This window comes from Methylacidiphilum kamchatkense Kam1, from assembly GCF_007475525.1.
Taxonomy (GTDB): Bacteria; Verrucomicrobiota; Verrucomicrobiia; order Methylacidiphilales; family Methylacidiphilaceae; genus Methylacidiphilum; species Methylacidiphilum kamchatkense.
The window spans coordinates 812,640-834,301 of record NZ_CP037899.1 but is presented as its reverse complement, the minus strand read 5'-3'; the positions used below and the strand labels follow the sequence as shown (position 1 = coordinate 834,301).

Genomic DNA, 21,662 nt, shown 5'->3' with positions numbered 1-21,662 from the left:
ATTTTTTTAAACGTTTTCCATGTGAACGTTTTTTTGAGGTCCTCTACTGATTTCTAAGATAAAAAGAAAAAGAAAAAGCACTCCCAAGCAGACATACAGGCCTAAAAAACCAAGCAAAGTAAAGAGAGCATTCCCAGCATTCACAGCTTGAGAAGTACCATCCGCCGTTTTTAAAATCCCAAAGATTACCCAAGGCTGTCTTCCAACTTCGGTTGTAATCCAACCAGCCGTATTGGCAATAAAGGGAAAAGGAAAACTAAGAAAAAGGAGCCAAAGAAGCCATTGTTGCTTGTCTAAATTTCTGGCCAGAAGAAAACAAACAGCAACCGTCATCAAAGCTACAAAATAGGTTCCAAGCCCAACCATTATATGATAGGCATAATAGACAAGAGGAATGTTATCTGGCCATTGGTTACGATCAAAATGATCCAATCCTTTTACTTCAGCAGCAAATCGATGGTAGGTCAAAAAGCTCAGCATTCCAGGAAGATAAAGCGGATTGTCAAGAGTCAAAGTTTGAAGATTAGGCTGTCCAAAAATAATTAAAGGGGCATTTTTCTCAGTGTGAAAGATACCTTCCATGGCTGCTGCTTTTGTTGGCTGATAAGTAAAGACTTGCTTACTCTCTCCATCTCCCGTTGGAAAAATTACGAAGATAGTGGCAAGTAATCCAACGACTATTCCATGTTTAAGAAAAATAGCAGCAAAAGGAATATGTTGATTAGATAGTTTGTAGAAGGCCCCAACAGAACATACGACAAAAGAGGAGGTTACCACTGCTGCAACCATGTTATGAAAAAACTGCCAAAACAGCCATGGATTAAACAGTAGATTGCGGATATCAATCAATTCTAGATTATTATTTGCATTTAGTCTATAACCGATGGGATGTTGCATCCACGCATTTGTAGTTAAAATAAAATATGCCGAAAGCCAACTTCCAAGAAAAACTAACCAGGCTGATAATAGATGTATTTTTTGCCCTAGTCGTTTTTCTCCAAAAAGAAGGATTCCCAAAAAAGAAGACTCAAGAAAAAAGGCAAAAACTCCTTCCATCGCCAATGTCTGCCCTATAACTGAACCACAATATTGAGAAAATCTTGACCAGTTAGTACCAAAGAGAAATTCCATCGGAATGCCTGTTACAACACCAAAAATAAAACTCAGGGCCAGGAACTTGACCCAAAACCTACTGCTTTCTAATAACAATTCTTTTTTCAATAAAAGTCCGAATGTTTTAAAAAGCACTACAAAAAAAGAAAGACCCATGGTTAATTGAGGAAAGAGGTAATGAAACATTGCAGCAAGGGCAAACTGCAATCGATGATACTCCATAGAAATCAATTAATGAAAATTGGTAGGAATAATCCAAGAAAAAAAAGAAAAATGATGGCTCTTTCTTTCAACCTAAAAATAGTCAGAAAGGACATAGACACGATTTCAGTTTCCAGCTAAACCTAAAGTCGTTCTGTTATGCTAAAAATACAAAATAAAACGATATAAGACTATTCTAGGAAAATTTGGAAACTCCATAAAAGTTATCCACTTAGGTCCAAGGAAAGTTTTATTTCTTCGTGAGATAAAAAGAAAAGAACCAATTCACAAGATGTCGTTATATGGTACCAAGATTAAAATAATATAGAAATAATATAGCTAAGAGGATTCTTTTATCTTTTTGACCACTTCTAAAACTTCTTGAGCATGCCCATCAGGATTAACATGCAAGTTAAACCAAACAATCTTTCCTTCTTTTGCCAAAAATGATTGTCGTGATGCCATCCCATATTTTTTAGGTACACCAAATTTATCAACAACTTTTCCTTCCGGATCTGCCAAAAGAGTAAACGGAAGTTGATGATTCTCTTTGAATTTCTTTTGTGCTTCTACTGTATCCATACTAATCCCATAAACTTTGATTCCATTATCCAACAATTGTTTGTAGTTATCTTTTAGGCTATGTGCTTCTCTAATACATCCAGGAGTTTCCGCCTTGGGATAAAAATAAAATAAAACCCATCCGTTTTGGGCCACTTTGCGCAATGAAACTAAATTACCATCTTGATCTACTGCTGTAACATCCGGAACTTCCGAGCCAATTGGAAGAGCTGATAACTGATTCAGAACAATCAAATAGCATAAATAAAAGAAAACAAAAGCAGGAAATGGTATTTTCTTCATTCTTCTAATGAATTTAAACAGTATAAAAAACTATTACATTAATTTAATTTTTTGAAATCTATTTCATTCAAAAATGACCTTTGCAATTACAGCCAAGTAAATCTCTTTTTACACAATAGCTTATGATTAAATCTTATATTTTCTGCAGGAACACGCCTGAACTGCTTCTCATTCTTATACAATACCACCATTCCATTATTTATTTATCTATAACGTACAAACGCATATACTGCCATTTACCACTTTTCTATTTCAAATCTTTCCTAAATTTTCAGAAACATATATGTAACCGTTCTTGAATGCGTTATATTTATTCATTAATATGTTTTAATCTACTTACAATCATGCTCAAGGTTTCTTATCATGCATGTTTGCTTCTTCTTTAGCTGCAGCCTCGGCATGAGCTTGAGCATGTTTGGCATGCCCGTGAGCTATATGAGCATGATGACCTGAATCTGCATGTTCACCAGCTCGATGATGTTCTGCAGCTTTTCTGTAGTGCACTGCTGCATGTTCGTGATGCATCGCGGCTTTTTCATGTTCTTCAGCAACCGTATCGGCCATAAGATCCTCCTTTATAGAATGTGTGAGATGACCTTTTTTATGAGCTTCTATTATAAGAATAAGAAACTTCCCATCATCGATTATCTTCTTTGAGTCTTGTAAGGGAAGCTCTTTATCCTTTAACCAATACAAAGCCACCTCATCAAAGCTGTTTATTAGCCTATTCTATAACTTTACTTGTGTCAAATATATCTTCTTTTATATGGAAATGATTACAATTATTACATCTAAAATTTTTAAAATAAAATAGAATCGCCTAACAGCAGATCTTCAAAGACCGTCTTTTTTTCAAATTGTTTACAATGGACAGTCTCTCTATGCTGTGAGAAAAAACAACATAAGTTTGCATCCGCTTTCTCCTATTCTTTTAGGGGGAATAGAAAAGCTTTGTCCTAGCTAAGAAACTTATGGTTCTATATTTTTCCATATGAAAAAGTTTACTTTTCTTTCCTTTGCTGTTGGAATAATGGTATTTGCTCTTAGCAGTTATGCACAAGTTTACCCTATTCCTGATTTTCCTAAACGACCAAATATTAAAGAACCATCAATTCACCCTCCATTTGGGACACCCTTTGTGCAGACTTTCTGGTCTACTTGGGAACTGAAAGGCCATCATTTTCAACAAGGAATGCCTCAAGAACAAGTTATTAAAATCATGGGCGAGGAATATGAGCGGTTTGATGTCATGAATCTCCACTACCGAAGAGGGCGTATAATGTCAGGATATATAGCAACGAGTAACAAACAAAATGGGAATTTAATCCGAGCCCATGTATTGAAATGGAGCTACAAAGATCCTTCTCATTATGTTTATGAGACATACTTTATTTTTTCTGATGAAGATAACCGTTTAAATCGGATATTTTACCAACAGAAGCCACTTGATCTTATTGCTCAATAAAATATTGTAGCAGTCTTTATCTTTATAGCGATTTGAGAGTTGCAATAAAGCAGTATCTAACTTTATCTTTTGCTTGGATTATTTCTACAATGTTAATATCTTCCATAACCGTATCATTGAGACGTTTGACTGGACAAGTTTAAGAAACATTGGATGCGCATATAAAGAAGCTCTATAATTTTAAATAAACAAATAATGCTCGATGCTATCCCTTTCAGTACGGCAGGGTCAATATATAATCTTATCGACCGTCTGTAATGTCCTCTTATCAAGCTGGACAAGAGATATGCCGCATTTTACTTTCGAAGAAGGGTGATATGTAGGATTAGTTAAACCCTAAATGCTCTGAACAAGAGCCTTGCGCTGGAAATTTCAGAAAAGTTTGATGAAGACCATCTGTTAGATCTTTTGGATGATTTACCTAAGTATTGTCGTCATGGAGGGCAAGGTTGTCAGTGCTAACGGAAGACCAAAGCGGCAGGACAGTCTCTTGAACTTCTCGAGGAATTCTCCTCTCCGTCCTGCTCAATGAATACGGAGAATGAGGAATGTCTCCTGCTAATGAAAAACATCAAAATAAACTCCACTGATGATGCGATGAGCTTTTCATTACTGCAAGCAATATGGCATTCCTAACAAAGTGAAATCTGAAAGGGAAATATTATAGTATTCAGGTCCTATCGAATGGACATAACGTATTATAGCAAGGAGAGGCTGGCTTCGACCATTCAACCCATAGAAATAAAAAAGCAGCATTATGCGGTAGAAGATTTTGAGCTGGCATTGGAAATCATTTCTTATGTTAATTTTTGAAAATCTGAAATGGGAGAATGAGAAGAAACTGTGGGAAACAGGAAGGTATCAAAGTGGTCATCGATACATTGGGAACTGATAAAGGATTGGGGCATAAGAAAAATAGCCGTTAACCTGAACTTAAGTTGTACGAGGCAACGAAAATTAAAGAAGGATGGAGCATCGGAGAAAAGGAGAACATGCAGTCATAGAAGTTAAAAATATACAGGCTTATTTCCAGCAAATAGCAGAAAGCCAGGAAGTTCCTACACTGGGAATTGTTTACTATTCCGCTTTTTTCGAACCTTGCTATCGACCCGTAGTGGAGTAACCAAGGTGTGCCTGAGATTTTCCATGAGCTTGTATTTATTCTTGTAATATGAACAAAACATATCGTAAATAAGTTAGAATATTCTTCAGAAGAGAAAGCAAAGCTCGTGGAACGCATGAATGCTTTCTTCAAAAAAAAGAACTCAGAAAATACATGTTTAAAGATTTTGAGCAAGATCAAAAGCTTTGGTAACTCAAACGAAAACATTTTAAGAATTTATTTTAAGAGATATAGATTTTTGATTTTGGAAGAACGATAACATATATAATCCTACAAATAGTTGGATAACATCATACAAAAGAATTACAAATATTGCCCTTGGATGATTTGACAAAGCTAAGTTGGCTAAAACCAAAGCACTACCAGTATTACTCATTCCTGTTCCAAAAACGAGTGACTTTCTCACGTCTTCCTGATAATGAAACAACCAACCAATAATATTCCCAACATAGAAACGAGAAAAACAATAAATAAAAGAAAAACATAAAACTGTTAATAAAAATAAAAAATTTGCTTGTTGAAATATTTTCGGTAAAGAAGCCGTGCTATTTGCATAGCAAAGAAGAAGTAAAAAAGTATTTTCTATATAGTGAACTGAAGTCAACTTTAGGTCTTTTAAAACACAACGACATAATGAACCACTTACGGTAGGAAAAATAACAAACAATAAAAGAAAAATTCCTATTCTTTTAGCAATTACTGCATGAAGGTCTAGTGCATAGGAACCACTAATCATCTTTTCCATCCACTGCAATACCCAAGGAGAAAAAAGGGGACTGAGGAAAGTAGTAAAAAGAACTAATTGGAGAGAAAAAATCACATTTCCTCCAGCATATTGTGACCATACCGTTGAGAATCCTGCCACAGGCATTGCTGAGACAATGGCTAATCCCAAAAAAATACTCTCAATAAGCTCGTATTGACTAAAAGGAATTGAAAAGAACTTAAAAATGAACAAAAAAAATGGAGGGAAAATGATCGCTGCACACAATCCTATTACAGTTCTTACCAAAGATGTAGGTGAAGAAAAGATCGATGAGAACTTTGCATGAATACCACTAAAAAAGAGAACTATAACTAAAAGGATCATTGCTATGTTGATAGACAGCGATTGCATGAAAAGATGAATTTTACAGATTTGGGTTTGTCTCATCCAATTTCCAAATTCAGGAAAAAGACCTCCGAACAAATAAGCTGCAAGAATCATCCAAAAGAATTGATGTTTTTTTAGATTTACTACTAAAGGGCGCATATAATAAGGAATAAAGGTTTTCCAATATTGAGAAAAATTCTTTTAAAAGAGAAAACTATAAGACAAAATAAAATAAGACAAATTCAATATTGGAATTTTTAAAATCAAAAAATCCCAATTTTTGTAACTACATTAAGGGGTATTGAGTAATCCCTTTGATGATAAAGCTGGAAGGTCTGCTTAAAAAGATTTTACCTGGTTTTTAACGGTAGCTTAACAGAACAATCGTATTCCTCATAAAAAATATTAACTCTATTTTTAAGAGGTTTTGAAGAATCACTGTTTTTTTCCAGCAAACAGGTCGTTCAGAATCTCCACCACAATCACATTATCTTTTGCATAGAGTAATGATCCGGAAAACTTCTGCATTAGAATGCTGTACATTCGAATAAGCAATCCGAAGTATGGTAAAAATAATGAAGCAATAGAAAAAAGGACAACTAATTTTTGTTCAGCAATGAAATCCAGATGAGATAACCAAAGTAATAGAATGAATAATTTGCTTTCTAAAATGCATCGCTCGTTTCTGAGACCAGGAAAAATGAATTGAATTGGTAGAAAAAATTTAGCTAGAGCCGTCATAGTCGACTTCAAAGAATTAAAAAAGAATAAATATGTTATAACAAATAAAGAGCAACACTAAAACTGTATCCTGCAGCCATACTACTTTTATCTCGTCAGCTGTTAATCCCCCATTAAAAATATACCTCTCGAAAGTATCCACTAGGTAATTATCTGGGGAGAATCCGGTTTGGCAGCTCGGCTAATACAGCGTGAATGGGTTCGAAGTATCCAATACCAGTGCCTTGCCCCTGCGTCGCGCTCTTTTTCAAGCCGTAGGGATGTGTCTGAAAGAATAAAAATGGAAGAACCATTGACCAAAAAGTTATGATGAAATGCCAGTTTTTAAATATCGTGAATACGCTTCTATTTTTTAAATATTAACCAAATACTTGTGATGTTCTATTTACTCTCGTCAAATTAATACTTTGTATTATGCTCAAAGCCTAAATTCACTGTCGTACTGCATAGATTCCTGTCGATAAACCTTATGCAATGATCTATCTTCTATATTCTAGGATTTGATTCGCTAATGTAAAACGCTATTACCTTAGAACACAATGTATGCAGGAATATAAAGAAATATCTTTGGACCTCGTAGGATTTCATCATCTCCTGTAATGCTGAAAAGCCTTTATTGTGATAAATGCCTAAGTTCAAGGCTGACTTGCTGGACATTGTTGGCTTGAGACAGACTATAGCTATCAAAGGAATGCCTTATGCCCTTATTGTTCCACAACATACCTGCTTCCTTAACAACGCGCTCTTTTTTTCTTTCTGAAATTTACTGACATAATTTTTCCTTTTTCCTTCCGATACATCTCTAACAAAATAGCCAAATTAGAAAGTTCCTGAATGATCCTCTGTCTTGCTGTTTCGACCTACATAACCAATTTTATATTTCTACTGTTTTTGTTATGCTAGATAGTATCTGAGGCAGAAGTATTTTGCACAAGTCGTTATCGAATAGGTTCTTAAAAATATAAAGAGACTAACTGAGTTTCGAAATTTCCTTTACAGGACATTTATGACTATATATAAAAGCTATCATGCTTAAAAACACCTTCGCCCTTGATTTTAACTCTTCAACTCTTTTTAACTTCAACTTTCTGTCTGATATTAGAATTTTTCATATTATAAAATCCGCTATCGATCTTTCTATTTTCCGGATATTGAACAGCCACGCAATGACAGTTAGGGATATAACTGAAAAATTGGGAGCTAGTCAAAGAGGTGTGATTTTTTTTCTGGACAGTCTTACGGCCTTAGGACTCCTCGAAAAAGAAAACCACCTCTACAGCCTTTCTGCCCTTTCCAAAAATTTGTTTATTGAAGAAAGTCCAGATTATATAGGTAACTTCTTTATAGATTCTTTCTTAAATAAGAATTGGGAAGCCTTAACCACAGCCATACTGAAAGGAGGACTTTCAGAAACAGTGGATGATAAGACTAAAGCCGAAGAGTTTTTCCCAAAACTCATTAACTTTCTCCACATCTTTCATCGTAATCCTGCAATAAAAGCAGCGGAAACAATAGGAGCCGGCCGTACAAGCAATGGACTTCAAGTGTTGGACATAGGCTGTGGCTCGGCTGTATGGAGTATTGCCGTTGCATTGGCAGATAGAAATTCAAAGGTCACCGCCGTGGATTACCCTGGCGTTCTTGAATATACCAGAAATTATGTTCAAAGATATGGGCTGCTTGATCGCTATGAGTTTTTAGCTGGAAATATTGATGAAATAGATTTTCCTCATAACAATTTCAATCTTGTGATTTTTGGCCATATTCTGCATATGGAAGGCGAAAACAAAAGCCGACAACTGTTTAAGAAGATCGCTAAAGTTATTGCTTCGGATGGACGCATAGCCATTTTAGAATTTTTACCGAACCGACAGCGGACAGAACCCTTGGAAGCCGTCCTTTTTGGGTTACAAATGCTCTTATACACAAAAGAAGGAGGAGTGTATTCCAGGGAAGAATATGAAGATTGGCTAAAAGATGCCGGATTTTCGAAATTTGCCTATCACGACATCGGGTACCATTCCCCACTGCTATTAGCTTCAAAATAATGGTCGGAGAAAAGACTCAAAGATAAACGAAGCAGCTGTTTGCCGTTCTATAAGACCTACTCGTATCCGCCTAATCCTGCTTTAAGCTGACTTCTTGCTTCACAAGGCGGTTTTACTCCAGTCTTAGAACGAAACCACCATGCTGCTCAGCCTTGTATTCCAGTTGCCGCCGAAACATGAAAAAACTCACATCGGCAATGGACCGGGCCAGGTGGCGGTTCTTCAGCATCCCGCACACATTCAAGTCCTCGATGACGACCGTATAGAATCAACCCTGGAGGTCAGAGATGAGCTTGTGCAGGGCATCTTGTAGTATATTTGCAACTTGGACATGGAGCCGGGAGAGCTTGGCTCTGAACTTTCTTGTTTTCTTCGACACCGGTATCCATTTGCCTTTGGGAATCTGCGAATCGTCTGCAAAGTTGAGCTTAGCTCTATCAGCCTCCAGCTTGCGCAGCAGACTGCGGGAATAACGACTGCTGTATCTGCATTCCGAAACTGAGTTGGGTACTTATGCATGAGTCGTTGGGTTTTACAGGCAAGACCTGTCTGTTACTCTCTCCGGGGTGATCGGTCTTGAGCCTGTTCGTAAAGGATTATTTTCTAACTATTATTCAGTTCTGCTAACCTCACGCCCACAAAGAAGATTAAAGCAAAAACAATAAAAACATTATTTTTTCTATTTGAATACCGCTCTTAAAGATTGCCTAGACTCCTTCAGACTGCACATTTCTGTATTGGTAGACTATATTCCCCCAATTTTCTCCATTCGATAATCCTCTTGAGAAGCCTTTATTCGTACATCACCACCTAAAGAGAAATTCACAGGACTTCAACCAAAGCTTGCTGCCTTTCTTTTTGTCCTTGAAACCCATTCCCCCAGAACCACTGACTCTTTGTGGTCTAGCTTTTCTTCTCTAAAAGACTTATGTTGTCATCAAATATCTACCTATTCTAGACTCTTTCCTACTGGTTCCTCTTCTATTAAAAGCTCACAGATCAAATGGTAAACAGTAGCCTGCACTTCCTGAATTCGAGGAATGTAGTCAGAACGAACGATAATCGATAGGTCCGCAAGCCCTCTTCGAACGATCTCCCCTCCATCGTATCCTAAAATGGCGATAGTAGAAAGCCCCTTTTTTCTTGCTTCCTCAAAACAGGCCAAAACATTGCGTGATCCACCACTTGTTGAAATTCCAACGACTACATCCCCAGATTCCAAATGAGCCATCAATTGACGCGAAAAAATGACTTCTGCTCCAACATCATTTGCTAGTGCAGAGATCACCGCTGGTTCCATAGATAATGAATAGGCAGTTAAAGGTTTGGGCCATTCCACAGAGATACTCAGTAAGTCTAAAGCAAAGTCATTGGCATCCGTAGCTGATCCTCCATTGCCAAAGAGAATAATTTTAGCCCCCTGTTGACCTTTTTCTTTAAGTAGTTTAGCTGCCTGAAGAATCTTTTCGCCCTCTTCTTCTACCAACTTTAATCTCAATCTTTCATCTTCTTTGGCTTTTTCTCGTATTGACCAACTCACCTCCTCAATAACCCCTTCCTCTGGTTGTGCATCCCTACCCAAAAAGGGATAGAGAAAATGTGCTTCTCCTCCTGATTGTCCCAACTGACGGCGTTCAAAAAAAAGATGCACCGTTTCCCATAAGGTATGATAAAGGATTTCGACGATCTCTTGAAATATAAAAGGTTCTTCAGAAGGATTTTCTATAAAATAACTTCCCTTCTTTCCAGGGAGCGCTAAAGTCAAAGCTCCCCTTTCTAATGCTAGGTCAATGGCCTTTTCAACTAAAACATCTCCTTCAATTCCACTAAATCCAAAAACAATATCATTAGCCTTGCAGATGGCCTTAAGCCAATTAAAAAAATCCGCTGAGATATCTAAAGCCGGCAGCGCTCGTTTGCCAACAATTACAGGATGGACAAACTCTACCGAAACATGCTGTGCATCAGTTTGAGAAGAGCCTCGACCAAAAGCCAAAATTCTACCTCCATTCAAAAACCGGCTAGCAATTTGCTGGCAGATTGTAGCCAATGATAGAGCTTCTTTTTGGAAAAACAGGGTTGAGAGCTCGTTCCGCTTTTCAACCCGTTGCCTTATCCAATTAAGCTCTTTTGGTAATTTTTCTTTTCTTAACATATCCTTGGCAAGGGATCTCCTATAAGCATATCAACCATCCGACTCCCGCCATATTCAGAAAGAGCAACCACTTTTCCAGAAGGTTTGTCAGAAATTACCCCAATAATTCTGGCTTCTTCTCCTCCAGGGGTATCATTTAATAGCTTTTGAAAATCAACGGCCTTCTTCTGATCCACAACAGCAACAAATTGCCCTTCAGAAGCTATGTGCAGGGGATCCAAACCCAAGATCTCACAAGCTCCCCGAACTTCTTGACGAATTGGGATCAACTCCTCTTCGATCATAATTCCAAAGCCAATGTCATGGGCAAGTTCATTAAGGACTGAAGCCAAGCCTCCCCTTGTCGGATCCCGCATCCACTTGATAGCCGCTGGCTCCAATCTAATCATGGGTTCAATCATTGGCCAAAGAGGGCGGCTATCTGTTTTAAGAGTTGCTTCCAGTTCTATTTCTCCTCGAGCTAAAAGAACTGTAATCCCATGGTCACCGATAGGACCTGAAAGTAAAATTTTATCTCCAACTTCCACTCTATGAGGACCTAAATTCACCCCTGGCTCCACAAGCCCATATCCAGTCGTTGTAATATAAAGCCCGTCTCCTTTTCCGTGCTCAACGACTTTTGTATCTCCTCCAGCAATAATAACCGAGGAAGCTTTGGCAGCCCGAGCCATGGCTTTGACTTCCCGTTGAAAAACCTCCATAGAAAGCCCTGCTTCCAGAATCCAACTGGATAAAATAACAAGCGGCTTTGCTCCCGAAACGGCCAGGTCATTAACTGTCCCGTTGACCGCAAGTTCACCAATGGACCCTCCCGGAAACGCTAAGGGGCTGACCACATAACTGTCTGTTGTTAGCGCAAATCTTGTTTTATCCCATTCGATAATCGCAGCGTCAGCAAGAGGTTCTAAAAGTGGGTTCTTGCATTCAGCTAATATCACCTGTTCAATTAACTTCCTACTCGATTTGCCTCCCGCCCCATGAGCTAGTTCTATGCACTGTTCCTTTTTCATTTTCCAATTCCATTGCAAAACCCATTGAACTTGGAAGCCCTCTTGTCCCTATGCCTAGACCTCTGTTTTCTGATAGACGTGATGAAAATAGGCTGCACAAGCTCCTTCAGAAGATACCATCAAAGCTCCTACTGGATGTTCTGGATTGCAGCTTCTCCCAAAGAGCTTACACTGATAAGGCTTAAGCACTCCTTTAAGGACTTCTCCACATTGCGCTGCCTTCGGATCGGTAAGAGTTATCCCTTGAGTGCCAAAACGTAGTTCAGCATCCCAATAGGAAAATTCCTTTTTAATTTTGAGGGCCGACTGAGCTATGAATCCCAGTCCACGCCATTCAAAATAGGAACGAAGCTCAAATACCCGTTCAAGAAGTTTCAACGCCGTACGGTTTCCTTCCCAAAGGACAACGCGGCCATACTGATTTTCCACCTCGCTCTTTTTTTCTTTCAACTGGCGCAAGATTCGTAGAATGGATTCTAAAATATCCAAAGGCTCAAAACCTGAAATCACTATTGGTTTCTTATAATTTTGGGCAACAAATGCATATGGCCGACAACCAATCACTGTAGACACATGACCAGGGCCAATAAACCCATCAAGCCGCATGTCGGGCGAATCTAGAATCGCTCGAATGGCAGGCAGAATCAATACATGATTACAAAATACAGAAAAGTTTTTTATTCCCCATTCCTGTGCCTTTAAAAGCGTTAGAGCCGTTGCTGGAGCTGTAGTTTCAAAACCAATTGCAAAAAAAACAACCTCTTTTTTAGGATGTTCTTTAGCCAGCTTCAGACTGTCTAACGGGGAATACACCATTCGAATGTCTCTGCCTTTTGCTTTCAGGACTAGAGGACTGCCTGTTTGACCTGGCACTCGCATCATATCCCCAAAAGCGGTTAAAATCACTTTTGGATCTTCAGCAATTCTCAGCCCCTCGTCAATTCTTCCCATCGGCAATACACATACAGGACATCCTGGACCATGGATCAATTCAACATTTGAAGGAATAAGATCATGTAGGCCAAATCGGTAAATAGAAAAAGTATGGCCTCCACAGACTTCCATGATCCGGTAATGTACCGTAGGATCAGCTAGCTGTTGAATCATTTCTATTGTCTTTTTAATAAGTCGGCTGTCCCGAAATTCATCCACATATTGCATCTGTACTTTCTAAATCAGATTCTTCAAAATGGTATCTTTTATGTTTTTTTTTTCTTCTTCCATAGAATAACCTTGAAGCTCTTCCATTGCCTGTTTATCTTCTCCAAGCATTGAAAGAATCCGCAACTGATCCTGAGCTTCACGTTCAGATATTTTCGCCAATGCAAAACCGACATGAATTAATACCCAATCCCCTGGTTTCAGCTCTTCGTCCTTTATTAATTCAATGTTGATCCTCCTTCTCACTGAAGAAACCTCAACAAGAGCCGTTTGAACAAAAGGTGTTTGGTCGTTAGGATCCATTTCAACTATTTTTCCAGGAATTGCTAAACACATATCTTTTTGTAGGCTATTCTTTTTCCCATTGATGTCAATGCCAAGTAATAGCTTTAAAAGCGGAAGAGGCTTCACAGCTTCTTCCTTATCCAGTGATTTTCATAAGCAAGGGCAATGAGCTGACCAAAACTAATATTCTCGTCATTGGGACAAAGAGCCGAATGAAAGAAGAGTTCAAATTTTTCTCCCCATAAAAGCTTCAAAAGATCAACTAATAAGCCATTTTGAAAGACCCCACCAGAAAAAGCTATTTTCCGCACTTGAAACTCCTTCGCTAATCTTCCGACAAGCTGGGCTAGCCAATAGTGTAGGCCAAAAGCGATCTCTTCCTTCGGTCTTTTGTCTTCTGACATCTGCTTTATCCATTGAACCAACTGACCAAGTTGAACAACCCTGTCATAAAGCTTAACTTCAGGAACTTTCCAATTTTTTATTGCAAGCCAGTTGTTCCAAAGATCTACAGATAAAGCGTATCGAGTGGCTTGCTTTTGCAACTCTATGGCTGCTTGACCTTCAAAAGTAGTATAATCGCAAAGACCAAGTATCGAGGCTACTCCATCAAAAATTCTGCCAACACTTGAACTTAAAACATATTTTTTTGCTCCAAGCATCTTCAGATAAGTTCTCCATTCGATAGCAGAAAACTTCGGTCTTAAAAAATTCAGTTCCTCTAATGCTCCAACCTGTGATGACCACATGCCAAGAGCAGAAATACGCGGTTCTTTAATGCCCTTGTCAGCTAAGAGAAGTGGGAAATATTCGAAATGAGCTAGCCTCTTCATTTCTTGATTCTTTTGAAAAAGAAAAAATTCTCCCCCCCAAATTCTTCCGTCTTCCCCATATCCAGTCCCATCCCATACGACACCCAATACAGGCTGCTGTTGCCAAAGAAGGTCGTTTTCGGCTAAAACCGCCCAAAAATGGGCTTTATGATGCTGTACAAAAAAAGGGTTGAGATTATAGCTCTTTGAAATCTCCAGCCCCAATTCAGTTGAATGATACCGAGGATGAAGGTCAACAGCGACAGCTGTTGGGATAAAATCAAAAAGTTTTGTAAAATGAGACAATACGTTCTGATAGGTTGCATAGGCATTCCAGTTGCCTAAATCCCCTAAATATTGAGAAACATAAACGTTTGATTCGTGACAAAGACTGAAAGTAGCCTTGAGATCCGATCCCAAAGCCAACAAACAAGCTGATTGTGAAAATTCGTAAGAGTCTAAACTATAAAATGGAGCAAAAGAACGACTTCTTCGGAGCAAAATCGGCGTCTTCGTCACTGGGGAACATGCCATGACCGAATCATCCTGAGGAACAGCAATGTCTCTGTTATGACTAAGAACTTTATCAACAACCCCTTGGAGTTGAGAGAATACTTCTTCTTCTGTAGTTAGTATGGGTGAGCCGGAAATGTTCGCGCTGGTTGCTACCACTGGATGTTGGATGAGATCAAGAAGCAAAACGTACAAGGGAGCGTAAGCAAGCATGATCCCAAGAGTATCTTGAAAAGGGGCAATGTGCTCAGAAAGGGCCGAAGAGAAGTTGGTTTTTTTCCTTAGAAGCATAATTGGCTTTTGGCGGGATGTCAGCCATCTTTCTTCTTCACAGGAAATTTCAGTATATTCTTTAACCGTCTTGAGGTCTTGAAACATTAAGGCAAAAGGTTTATGAACCCTTTTTTTGCTTTCTCTCAGGCGTAAGACAGTCTGATTGCTGTAGCCATCTGCAACAATTAAAAATCCTCCAATACCCTTAACAGCAACAATTTCTCCTGCTAAGATTCCTTTAGCTGCCTCCTCAAGCGCAGCCTGATTGCAGGTTAATTCGTTTCTTTGTTTATCATAAAGTCTTAGGGTTATCCCGCAGTCTTTGCATGAATTGGTTTGAGAATAAAATCGGCGATCCAGTGGCTCCTCATACTCCCTTTGGCATTCATCACACATCCTAAAAGAAGCCATCGTCGTCCTCTGCCTATCATACGGTAACGAAAGGGTGATGGAGAAACGTGGTCCACATTGCGTGCAGGTTATGAACGGATAACCAAAGCGCCGATTAGTTGGTGAACGAAGCTCCACCAGGCAGTCCTCACAAAGATCAAGATCAGGCAAAAGAAGGACCGATGGTTTCCCTTCTTCTTGACTTTGTTCGATGGTAAAATACTTATAATTTTTGATTTCTGTTTGTTCGAAGACCGACGAACTAATAAACGCAATAGACGGAGCTTGATCGATAAGATCACGGCAGAAAGTCTCAACATTTTCTTGAGTCCCCTCGACATGGATGTGTACTCCACTTGTCGTATTGTTGACCCAACCCTGCAATCCAAGTCTTTGAGCAAGCCTATAAACAAAAGGCCGAAAACCAACACCTTGAACTTTGCCTTTTAAATGAATGCGTAAGGCTTTTTTCATTACAGATGCTTTGACATCAGCTAAGGTGTTAATTAAAAAGCTGAGTTTTTTATCTTCACTCTCCTCCTCCAAACAACCAGAACAAACCCACTCCTATAGCCAAGCTGCCAAAACAGATATTTAACCATTTCCCTTTCCTTTTCGTATCTAATAGTCGACTAAAAACCATCCTGGATAAAAAGAATGAAAAAACGATCATTCCCAGTATAGCTCCTAACCCAAAACCTAAAACATAAAGAGCTGCAAGTGTTTGAGTGGGAAATGCCAAAACGGGAAGGGCTCCGAGAAAATGGTTGGATCCCGCAACACCATGCAGTAACCCTATCCCTAATGATGCATGCGTATGATAATGTGGGCTATGCTCGTGTAAAGGGGAAGTAGAGGAGACAGCCGGAGTTTCTTCGTGGTAATGAATATGACAATGTTCTATCCCATCATGATGATGGCTATGGATATGAATTTTCTTTTGAAAGACCCGGCGAATGCTCCAAATCCCTATCCCAATCAAGACAATCCCAACCGCTTTTTCCGACCACCGTGAAAGCTGAGCGATCGGGAAGAGGTTACGAAAAAAAAATAAAATAACTGCTAAAATCCAGATTCCTCCGCTATGTCCTAGTCCCCAGAACAAACCAATTTTCCAGGCTGCCTTCCTACTTTCAATAGCCAAGGGAGCAATGGCGCTCAAATGATCTGGTCCCGTTAAAGCATGAATGAATCCTGCAACTAGGCCAGTAATCAAAACAAGTTCTGGGGATAAATCCACGAAACGCCTCTTATCGAACTGGTAAAAATTCAACAGATAGATACTTATCCTCTAACAGTGGCCAATTGTTGACTAACCCAATGCAACCACTTTTCTATTCCTTCTCCTGTTTTTGCTGATAAACCAACAACTTCCATTCCTGGACGAATCCTTCGAAGACCATCCATACATTTTTCCACCGAAAAGTCGACATAAGGGAGTAAGTCGATCTTGGTCAAAACCAATAAATCAGCTCCATAAAAAGCTTCAGGATATTTAAGGGGTTTATCATCTCCTTCAGCTACAGACAAAAGCAATACTCTTTTTGTTTCACCTAGATCGAAAAGAGCAGGACAAATCAAATTGCCTACGTTCTCTATCCATAAGATCCCCTCTGAAGGTAAATGGATCTCTTCTAGAGCATGACCAATGGAATGGGCATCCAAATGACAACCTTTACCTGTTTGGATTTGTACCGCTTCGACACCGGTCTGCCGAATCCTTTGGGCGTCTATTTCACTCTGCTGATCCCCTTCAATAACCCCTTGAGGGAATTTCCCTTGAAAGGCCTCAATGGTTTTCACTAAAAGAGAGGTTTTTCCTGAACCTGGGCTTGAAATTACATTTAGAGCCAAAATTTTCTGGGCAGAAAACAAAGAGCGGTTCGCCTTTGCAAATCGGCTGTTTTTTTCAAGAACATCCATTTGAAGTTTTACCTTCTCTCTTGGTTTCTCAGCCTTATTCTCTTTGTGATCATTATGATCATGGTGAGCATGGATTATCTCCGGATGGTGGTTTACTGACTGAGCTGATTGATGAGAAGCAGGCTGACAACCGCAATGTTCGCACATAAGTCTATCCTCCCCGCAATAAACAATAGTTGTTTAGAATATGAGTATAAAGTATAGGTCATTTTCTTTTTTTCTAAAGTGAAATTTGTGGCTATGGAGATTTTGATGGCCACACCCAAGCTTTATATCCTTCTAAGGATTCAGGGCAGAAGCTAAAAAACAAGTGAAAAAGACCTAGAGATTTTCAGCTCTTTAGCTTCTTTCAAATCAATTGTCGAAGAACAACCTTACCTTCTAAATAAACTCAGCGCTCTTTTTTTCTTCAGTTTTTGGAGAACTGGCTTCCATCATTCTGAAAGTGTTGCTCCTCATCCATAGGCAACATCAAGCTGGAAAATATACTCTTCAATCTAATTCAACCGTTCTCGAAGAACACTTTGCCAATGGCACATTTTCTCACAATATTTTGCCTGAAGTGATGGATCGATCAGTCAATCCACCGATAAATCAAAGTTCACATAAAACTAATGACTTCTAATTTTTGCTCGAGCAATTTCATTACGCCATCAGAAAAACATGTTCTAGTCACCACATCATCAATGAATTATAAAAGTTTAGATTCAATATTGTTAAAAAACAGTTCTAAAAGTTTTTAGGTATTCTTAAGAAAAACTGATTACTCACTATAGGGCTATTCGTGAAAACGTAATAAAGAAAAAAAACGGCGTTAACTAGCTGCTGGCGATTCCTTCTCCTTGGATGGACCTTTAGAAGCCTCTGGTGATGTCTTGGAATCCGTTTTGTGACTATCTTTCACTATTATATTCCATAATTGTTGAAAAATATAATAGAAGAAACCGATTCGGATTATTTTGGAAAGAATCCACCTAAGAGAATATAAGAGAAGTCCTATAATAATTCCTATGATCAAACTGATCAAAAGGATGTATTCATCAGGTAAGTTTTTACTAACACGCTTTAATGATTCCAAGAAGCGAGTTTGAGCTTCTTCTAGCCTTATTTTAACATTCTTTGAGCTATTTTTCGTATGGTCCATAAAAAAATCCAGACAATAACATTAAGAAGGCGCCGCAAAGAAATGCTCCTCCAATTTTTCCTAATCCTGCACTAAAAAGAAGACAAAGACTCCACATATTCCATAGAGAAATCCAACAAGAAAAGAAATTACAGAAAATATAATAAAAATTAAACTGATTAAGAGAAGAATAAGAAAAGCCCAAGCCTTACTACCAAAATAGTTTAGCTCCGATTCCAAAAATTTGAAAAAGTGCAGAACAAGTAGACTAACATCCCAAAATGGCTCTTTTCTTTCTGAAGTCTCGCCTTCTTTATTTTCCATCAAAATCTTGATCAATCGAGAAGTATTTTACAAAAAAAAAATAACTATTTAAAGATTTCTTTCAGGAAACACACTCATTATTTTGGGTTTCCACAGATAATTTGTGAAACAAATGATAAACTAATAAAGTCAGACTCTCATATTTAACTAGAGTGCCCAAATTTTTCTAGAAATGACAATGATTCTTAAAAAAAGATTTGCAAAGTTGCCTGAATCCAAAAAGGCATTTGCAAAGCGGCATAATCATAATCTAAACTTGCAGCTGAAGTAAATCCAGCTCCTCCTGCCAGCCAATAATGGTTGTTGGTCAGATTATAAATCCAAAGACTAGCTTCCCATCTTTTTGCTGTATAAAACAATCTACCATTAAGCGTATACCATGAAGGGGTGCGTAAAGCATAATTAAATCCCAACCACTGACCTGTTTCCGCAATGACCCATAGCGAAATACCAAATCCATTATCCATTTTGTATGTTGCCATCCAATTAGCATAGTTGGAAGGAAATCCTGGGAAAGGATAAAGGCCAGGAGCCAGAGAAACAATAGGATCAACAGGCAAATGGTACAATGCTGCCACACGGGTAGAATAGGGTTGGTTAACTGTTGGTCCGGTAGGATCCGAAGCCCAGTTTTCAAAACCATCGATATGATTGTATCCGAAGTTGATCCACCAGTGTTTGCTGGGTTGGTAACTGCCTTGAATCTGAAAGCCTCTGACCGTAGCTGAAACTGTTGGGGTTATTCCGCTAGGTAAAACAAAAGCCGGAACAAAACCCGTCTGATTATAGACAGAAAGAGCTAAGAATAATCGATTGTTCAATAAATTGCATTTGACACCAATTTCCTCTAGCTCATTAAGCTGATGGTAATAAGATCCAGTGAATTCTGGAGCAAAAGCTCCAAATTGTGATTGAGCAGTAGTCTGTCCAAAAAAGCCTGTTGCATAAAGACTCATCCACGGAAAAGGTCTGTAGGTAGAGCTGAAAGTTAACTGTGGTAATATGGCTGTCAATTGAGTACGGTCGTAGGGTTCAAAAGGTTCAAGAAGAATGGCTGGCGTTCCATCTGGTGGACTAGCATCAACATGGTAAAAATCCATCCTTCCACCAAAAAGCATAGAAAACTTGTTACCAATCTGAATTTGATCTTGAAAAAAAGGAGAAATTTCAAAAAAACGACATTGAGTAGAAAGAAAATTATCAACATTAAAAAAACCTCCAGGAAATCCAGGAATAGGAATGTCTGTTAAAAATGGATTACCATAGGCAACTGCCGTAGCATAAGAAACAAGAGGAGGATCATCCTGCCCTCCACTAAAAGGCCTGGTCATATCCACCTGATTTGCAGGGCCATGCCATGTTCCAAAGTATTCCAGATCGGATAAAAATCTAAAAGCCATCCCAGAATCAATCAGTTGTTTGATTTTATTGTCTTCCAAGGTAGTTATGACTTCGAGACGATCGGCTACATTATAGCCATAAGGCAGGAAAGCCCAGGTGTCCATGGGCACCGGTTGGCCAATTTCCGTTCGGAAATACTCGATCATCAGGTTATTAACAATCCGCAGCCGATCGTTAATCTCCAACCGGATAATCGGTTGAAACACTCCATAGGTTTGAAGTGTAAAATTCAAAGGACTATTGAAGATATTGTTTCTACCGCTAATCGGAACTTCAGGCCCAAAATCTATCACGTATCCTCCAGAAGGAGGCGGGGTGACATGACCGGGAATAAAAGCTCCTGTGGGACCTATTGATCCAATCCAACTTCCTGTCTGGTAAAGCCCATCATGGATAAGAGCCGCAGTAGGTCGATTAAGTCCTGCATAAGGAACAAAATTATTGAGATCCACTTCTCCATTACAGTCGATCCAAAGATTTTCCCATGGATGGGCACTAAAAGCCAAATAGAAAGCCTCCCTTTGCATATATGCCCCATCGTAGTAATTAAATGGTGCATAACCATCCTGCCCAAAATAATCTATTCTGAAAGCGGCTTTTTTGGTTTTCCCGACTGGACCTCCTAAATCTACATTCCAAAAGCTATCCCCATACATGCCAAAAGTATAGGAAGCATTGCCATGAAACCGATCAAAGTAAGGCTGTTTAGTTAGCTCATTAACATAACCCCCAGCAAATTCTTGAGGGCCGAATATAATACTTACTGGACCAGTCACTATATCCAAAGAATCATAAGCCATCATGTTCATTAAAGGACCCCAATTCCCCCCACTGGAGAAGCCCACTAACATTCCATTACGAAATACAGTTCCTGGTAGGCCTCGGATGACAGGTTCACTAACAATATTACCCGTCGCTTGGGTAGGATTTATCGAAGGGCTAAACGCGGCTAAATCATTAACAGTTAAAGCCATGACCGTTTTCATCTCCTCTTGACTTACAGGACGAATATCGCGAGGAATTTCTATGATGTTCATTTCAGGACCATAAGAAGAAATCTGTCGGCTGGTAGGCAAAATAGTAGGCTCGGAAGGAGCAGTCTGAGCGCTGACGGTAACTTCAGGTAGTGAAATAGTCGGAATGCTTCCTGGATGTTCATTTGAATCTTTTGAATGCTTTTCTATGGCCCCGTCGATCGGATCATCCACTACTTGTGCCCAAGCAACAGACTCAAAATGAATTGCCAGCTTAAAGAAAAGAAAGATTAAAAAAACCAAGCAAAAAAAGAAAGGGGGCAGAGGATCCAATGAGAAAGATCCATAACAACAAGCTTCCGCTTCAATCCAAGACTCTTCACCTAAAAAGGTGGCTAGTTTTCTAAGCAAAAGAATTTCGTATGCAGAAAACTTAGAGAAATCCACTTTGGTTTTGGCAAAACCAAACTGTACAATAACCCAATCACCTACCTGGATTTCGGGTATAAAAGAAAAGTTAATCCTGCTTTTTGTATCTCCACACTGAACCCAGCCAACCAGATCCTTTTGAACAGGATCATAAGTAATGGAAAGAACTTGAGCAAAAAAAGGACAATTTCCAGGATAAAACTCTTTTATAAATCTCATCTTCCAGTAGAATAATATCTTG

16 protein-coding genes are annotated in these 21,662 nt (G+C 38.9%); 3 read left to right on the top strand and 13 right to left on the bottom strand.

Going from position 1 to position 21,662, the window contains the following annotated elements; translation table 11 throughout:
* Positions 1-6: 6 nt before the first annotated feature.
* The 3 genes from kam1_RS03950 to kam1_RS10215 all read right to left on the bottom strand — a co-directional run bounded on the left by kam1_RS03950 (position 7) and on the right by kam1_RS10215 (position 2,880).
* A complete protein-coding gene (locus kam1_RS03950) occupies positions 7-1,335 on the bottom strand; it encodes a cytochrome ubiquinol oxidase subunit I (RefSeq protein ID WP_039721865.1) in 1,329 nt (442 codons plus the stop codon).
* A gap of 318 nt (positions 1,336-1,653) precedes the next feature.
* Positions 1,654-2,178: a peroxiredoxin gene (locus kam1_RS03945; RefSeq protein WP_235277491.1), complete on the bottom strand. Its 525-nt coding sequence runs from the start codon at positions 2,176-2,178 to the stop codon at positions 1,654-1,656.
* 348 nt (positions 2,179-2,526) lie between these two features.
* On the bottom strand, positions 2,527-2,880 hold the full coding sequence (locus kam1_RS10215) for a hypothetical protein (protein ID WP_200885783.1): 354 nt from the start codon (positions 2,878-2,880) through the stop codon (positions 2,527-2,529).
* Positions 2,881-3,169: 289 nt separating this feature from the next.
* On the opposite strand from kam1_RS10215, the gene kam1_RS03935 reads away from it, so the two are divergent.
* Both kam1_RS03935 and kam1_RS11010 read left to right on the top strand, forming a co-directional pair.
* Positions 3,170-3,643, top strand: coding sequence for a hypothetical protein (locus tag kam1_RS03935; protein WP_039721815.1), 474 nt, complete (start codon positions 3,170-3,172; stop codon positions 3,641-3,643).
* Between the two features lie 684 nt (positions 3,644-4,327).
* Positions 4,328-4,456, top strand: coding sequence for a hypothetical protein (locus tag kam1_RS11010; RefSeq protein ID WP_276507656.1), 129 nt, complete (start codon positions 4,328-4,330; stop codon positions 4,454-4,456).
* 518 nt (positions 4,457-4,974) lie between these two features.
* Here kam1_RS11010 and kam1_RS03930 read toward each other — a convergent pair.
* Positions 4,975-5,856, bottom strand: coding sequence for a hypothetical protein (locus kam1_RS03930; protein WP_235277520.1), 882 nt, complete (start codon positions 5,854-5,856; stop codon positions 4,975-4,977).
* A 1,772-nt stretch (positions 5,857-7,628) separates the two neighbouring features.
* Here kam1_RS03930 and kam1_RS03920 point away from each other — a divergent pair.
* Entirely contained in the window at positions 7,629-8,648 is a 1,020-nt protein-coding gene (locus kam1_RS03920; RefSeq protein WP_039721818.1) for a class I SAM-dependent methyltransferase, read from the top strand.
* 112 nt (positions 8,649-8,760) lie between these two features.
* Here kam1_RS03920 and kam1_RS11225 read toward each other — a convergent pair whose 3' ends face one another.
* From kam1_RS11225 to kam1_RS03865, 9 genes are all read right to left on the bottom strand, one after another.
* Positions 8,761-8,901 (bottom strand): hypothetical protein, encoded by a 141-nt coding sequence (locus tag kam1_RS11225; RefSeq protein WP_370657540.1) that lies wholly within the window; start codon positions 8,899-8,901, stop codon positions 8,761-8,763.
* A gap of 696 nt (positions 8,902-9,597) precedes the next feature.
* Positions 9,598-10,803 (bottom strand): SIS domain-containing protein, encoded by a 1,206-nt coding sequence (locus kam1_RS03910; protein WP_039721819.1) that lies wholly within the window; start codon positions 10,801-10,803, stop codon positions 9,598-9,600.
* Positions 10,797-11,813, bottom strand: coding sequence for a hydrogenase expression/formation protein HypE (hypE, locus tag kam1_RS03905; RefSeq protein WP_052250510.1), 1,017 nt, complete (start codon positions 11,811-11,813; stop codon positions 10,797-10,799). Before hypE ends, kam1_RS03910 begins: the two co-directional genes overlap by 7 nt.
* A 54-nt stretch (positions 11,814-11,867) precedes the next feature.
* On the bottom strand, positions 11,868-12,974 hold the full coding sequence (gene hypD / locus kam1_RS03900; RefSeq protein ID WP_039721820.1) for a hydrogenase formation protein HypD: 1,107 nt from the start codon (positions 12,972-12,974) through the stop codon (positions 11,868-11,870).
* A gap of 9 nt (positions 12,975-12,983) precedes the next feature.
* Complete coding sequence (locus kam1_RS03895) at positions 12,984-13,385, bottom strand: HypC/HybG/HupF family hydrogenase formation chaperone (RefSeq protein WP_216363795.1); 402 nt, start codon at positions 13,383-13,385, stop codon at positions 12,984-12,986.
* A complete protein-coding gene (gene hypF / locus kam1_RS03890) occupies positions 13,382-15,721 on the bottom strand; it encodes a carbamoyltransferase HypF (RefSeq protein ID WP_039721870.1) in 2,340 nt (779 codons plus the stop codon). The genes kam1_RS03895 and hypF overlap by 4 nt, the downstream gene beginning before the upstream one ends.
* 55 nt (positions 15,722-15,776) lie before the next feature.
* Complete coding sequence (locus kam1_RS03885) at positions 15,777-16,487, bottom strand: nickel transporter (RefSeq protein ID WP_143958266.1); 711 nt, start codon at positions 16,485-16,487, stop codon at positions 15,777-15,779.
* A gap of 44 nt (positions 16,488-16,531) precedes the next feature.
* A complete protein-coding gene (gene hypB / locus kam1_RS03880) occupies positions 16,532-17,317 on the bottom strand; it encodes a hydrogenase nickel incorporation protein HypB (protein ID WP_052250511.1) in 786 nt (261 codons plus the stop codon).
* A gap of 1,485 nt (positions 17,318-18,802) precedes the next feature.
* Positions 18,803-21,640: a HypC/HybG/HupF family hydrogenase formation chaperone gene (locus kam1_RS03865; protein WP_143958265.1), complete on the bottom strand. Its 2,838-nt coding sequence runs from the start codon at positions 21,638-21,640 to the stop codon at positions 18,803-18,805.
* Positions 21,641-21,662 lie beyond the last annotated feature (22 nt).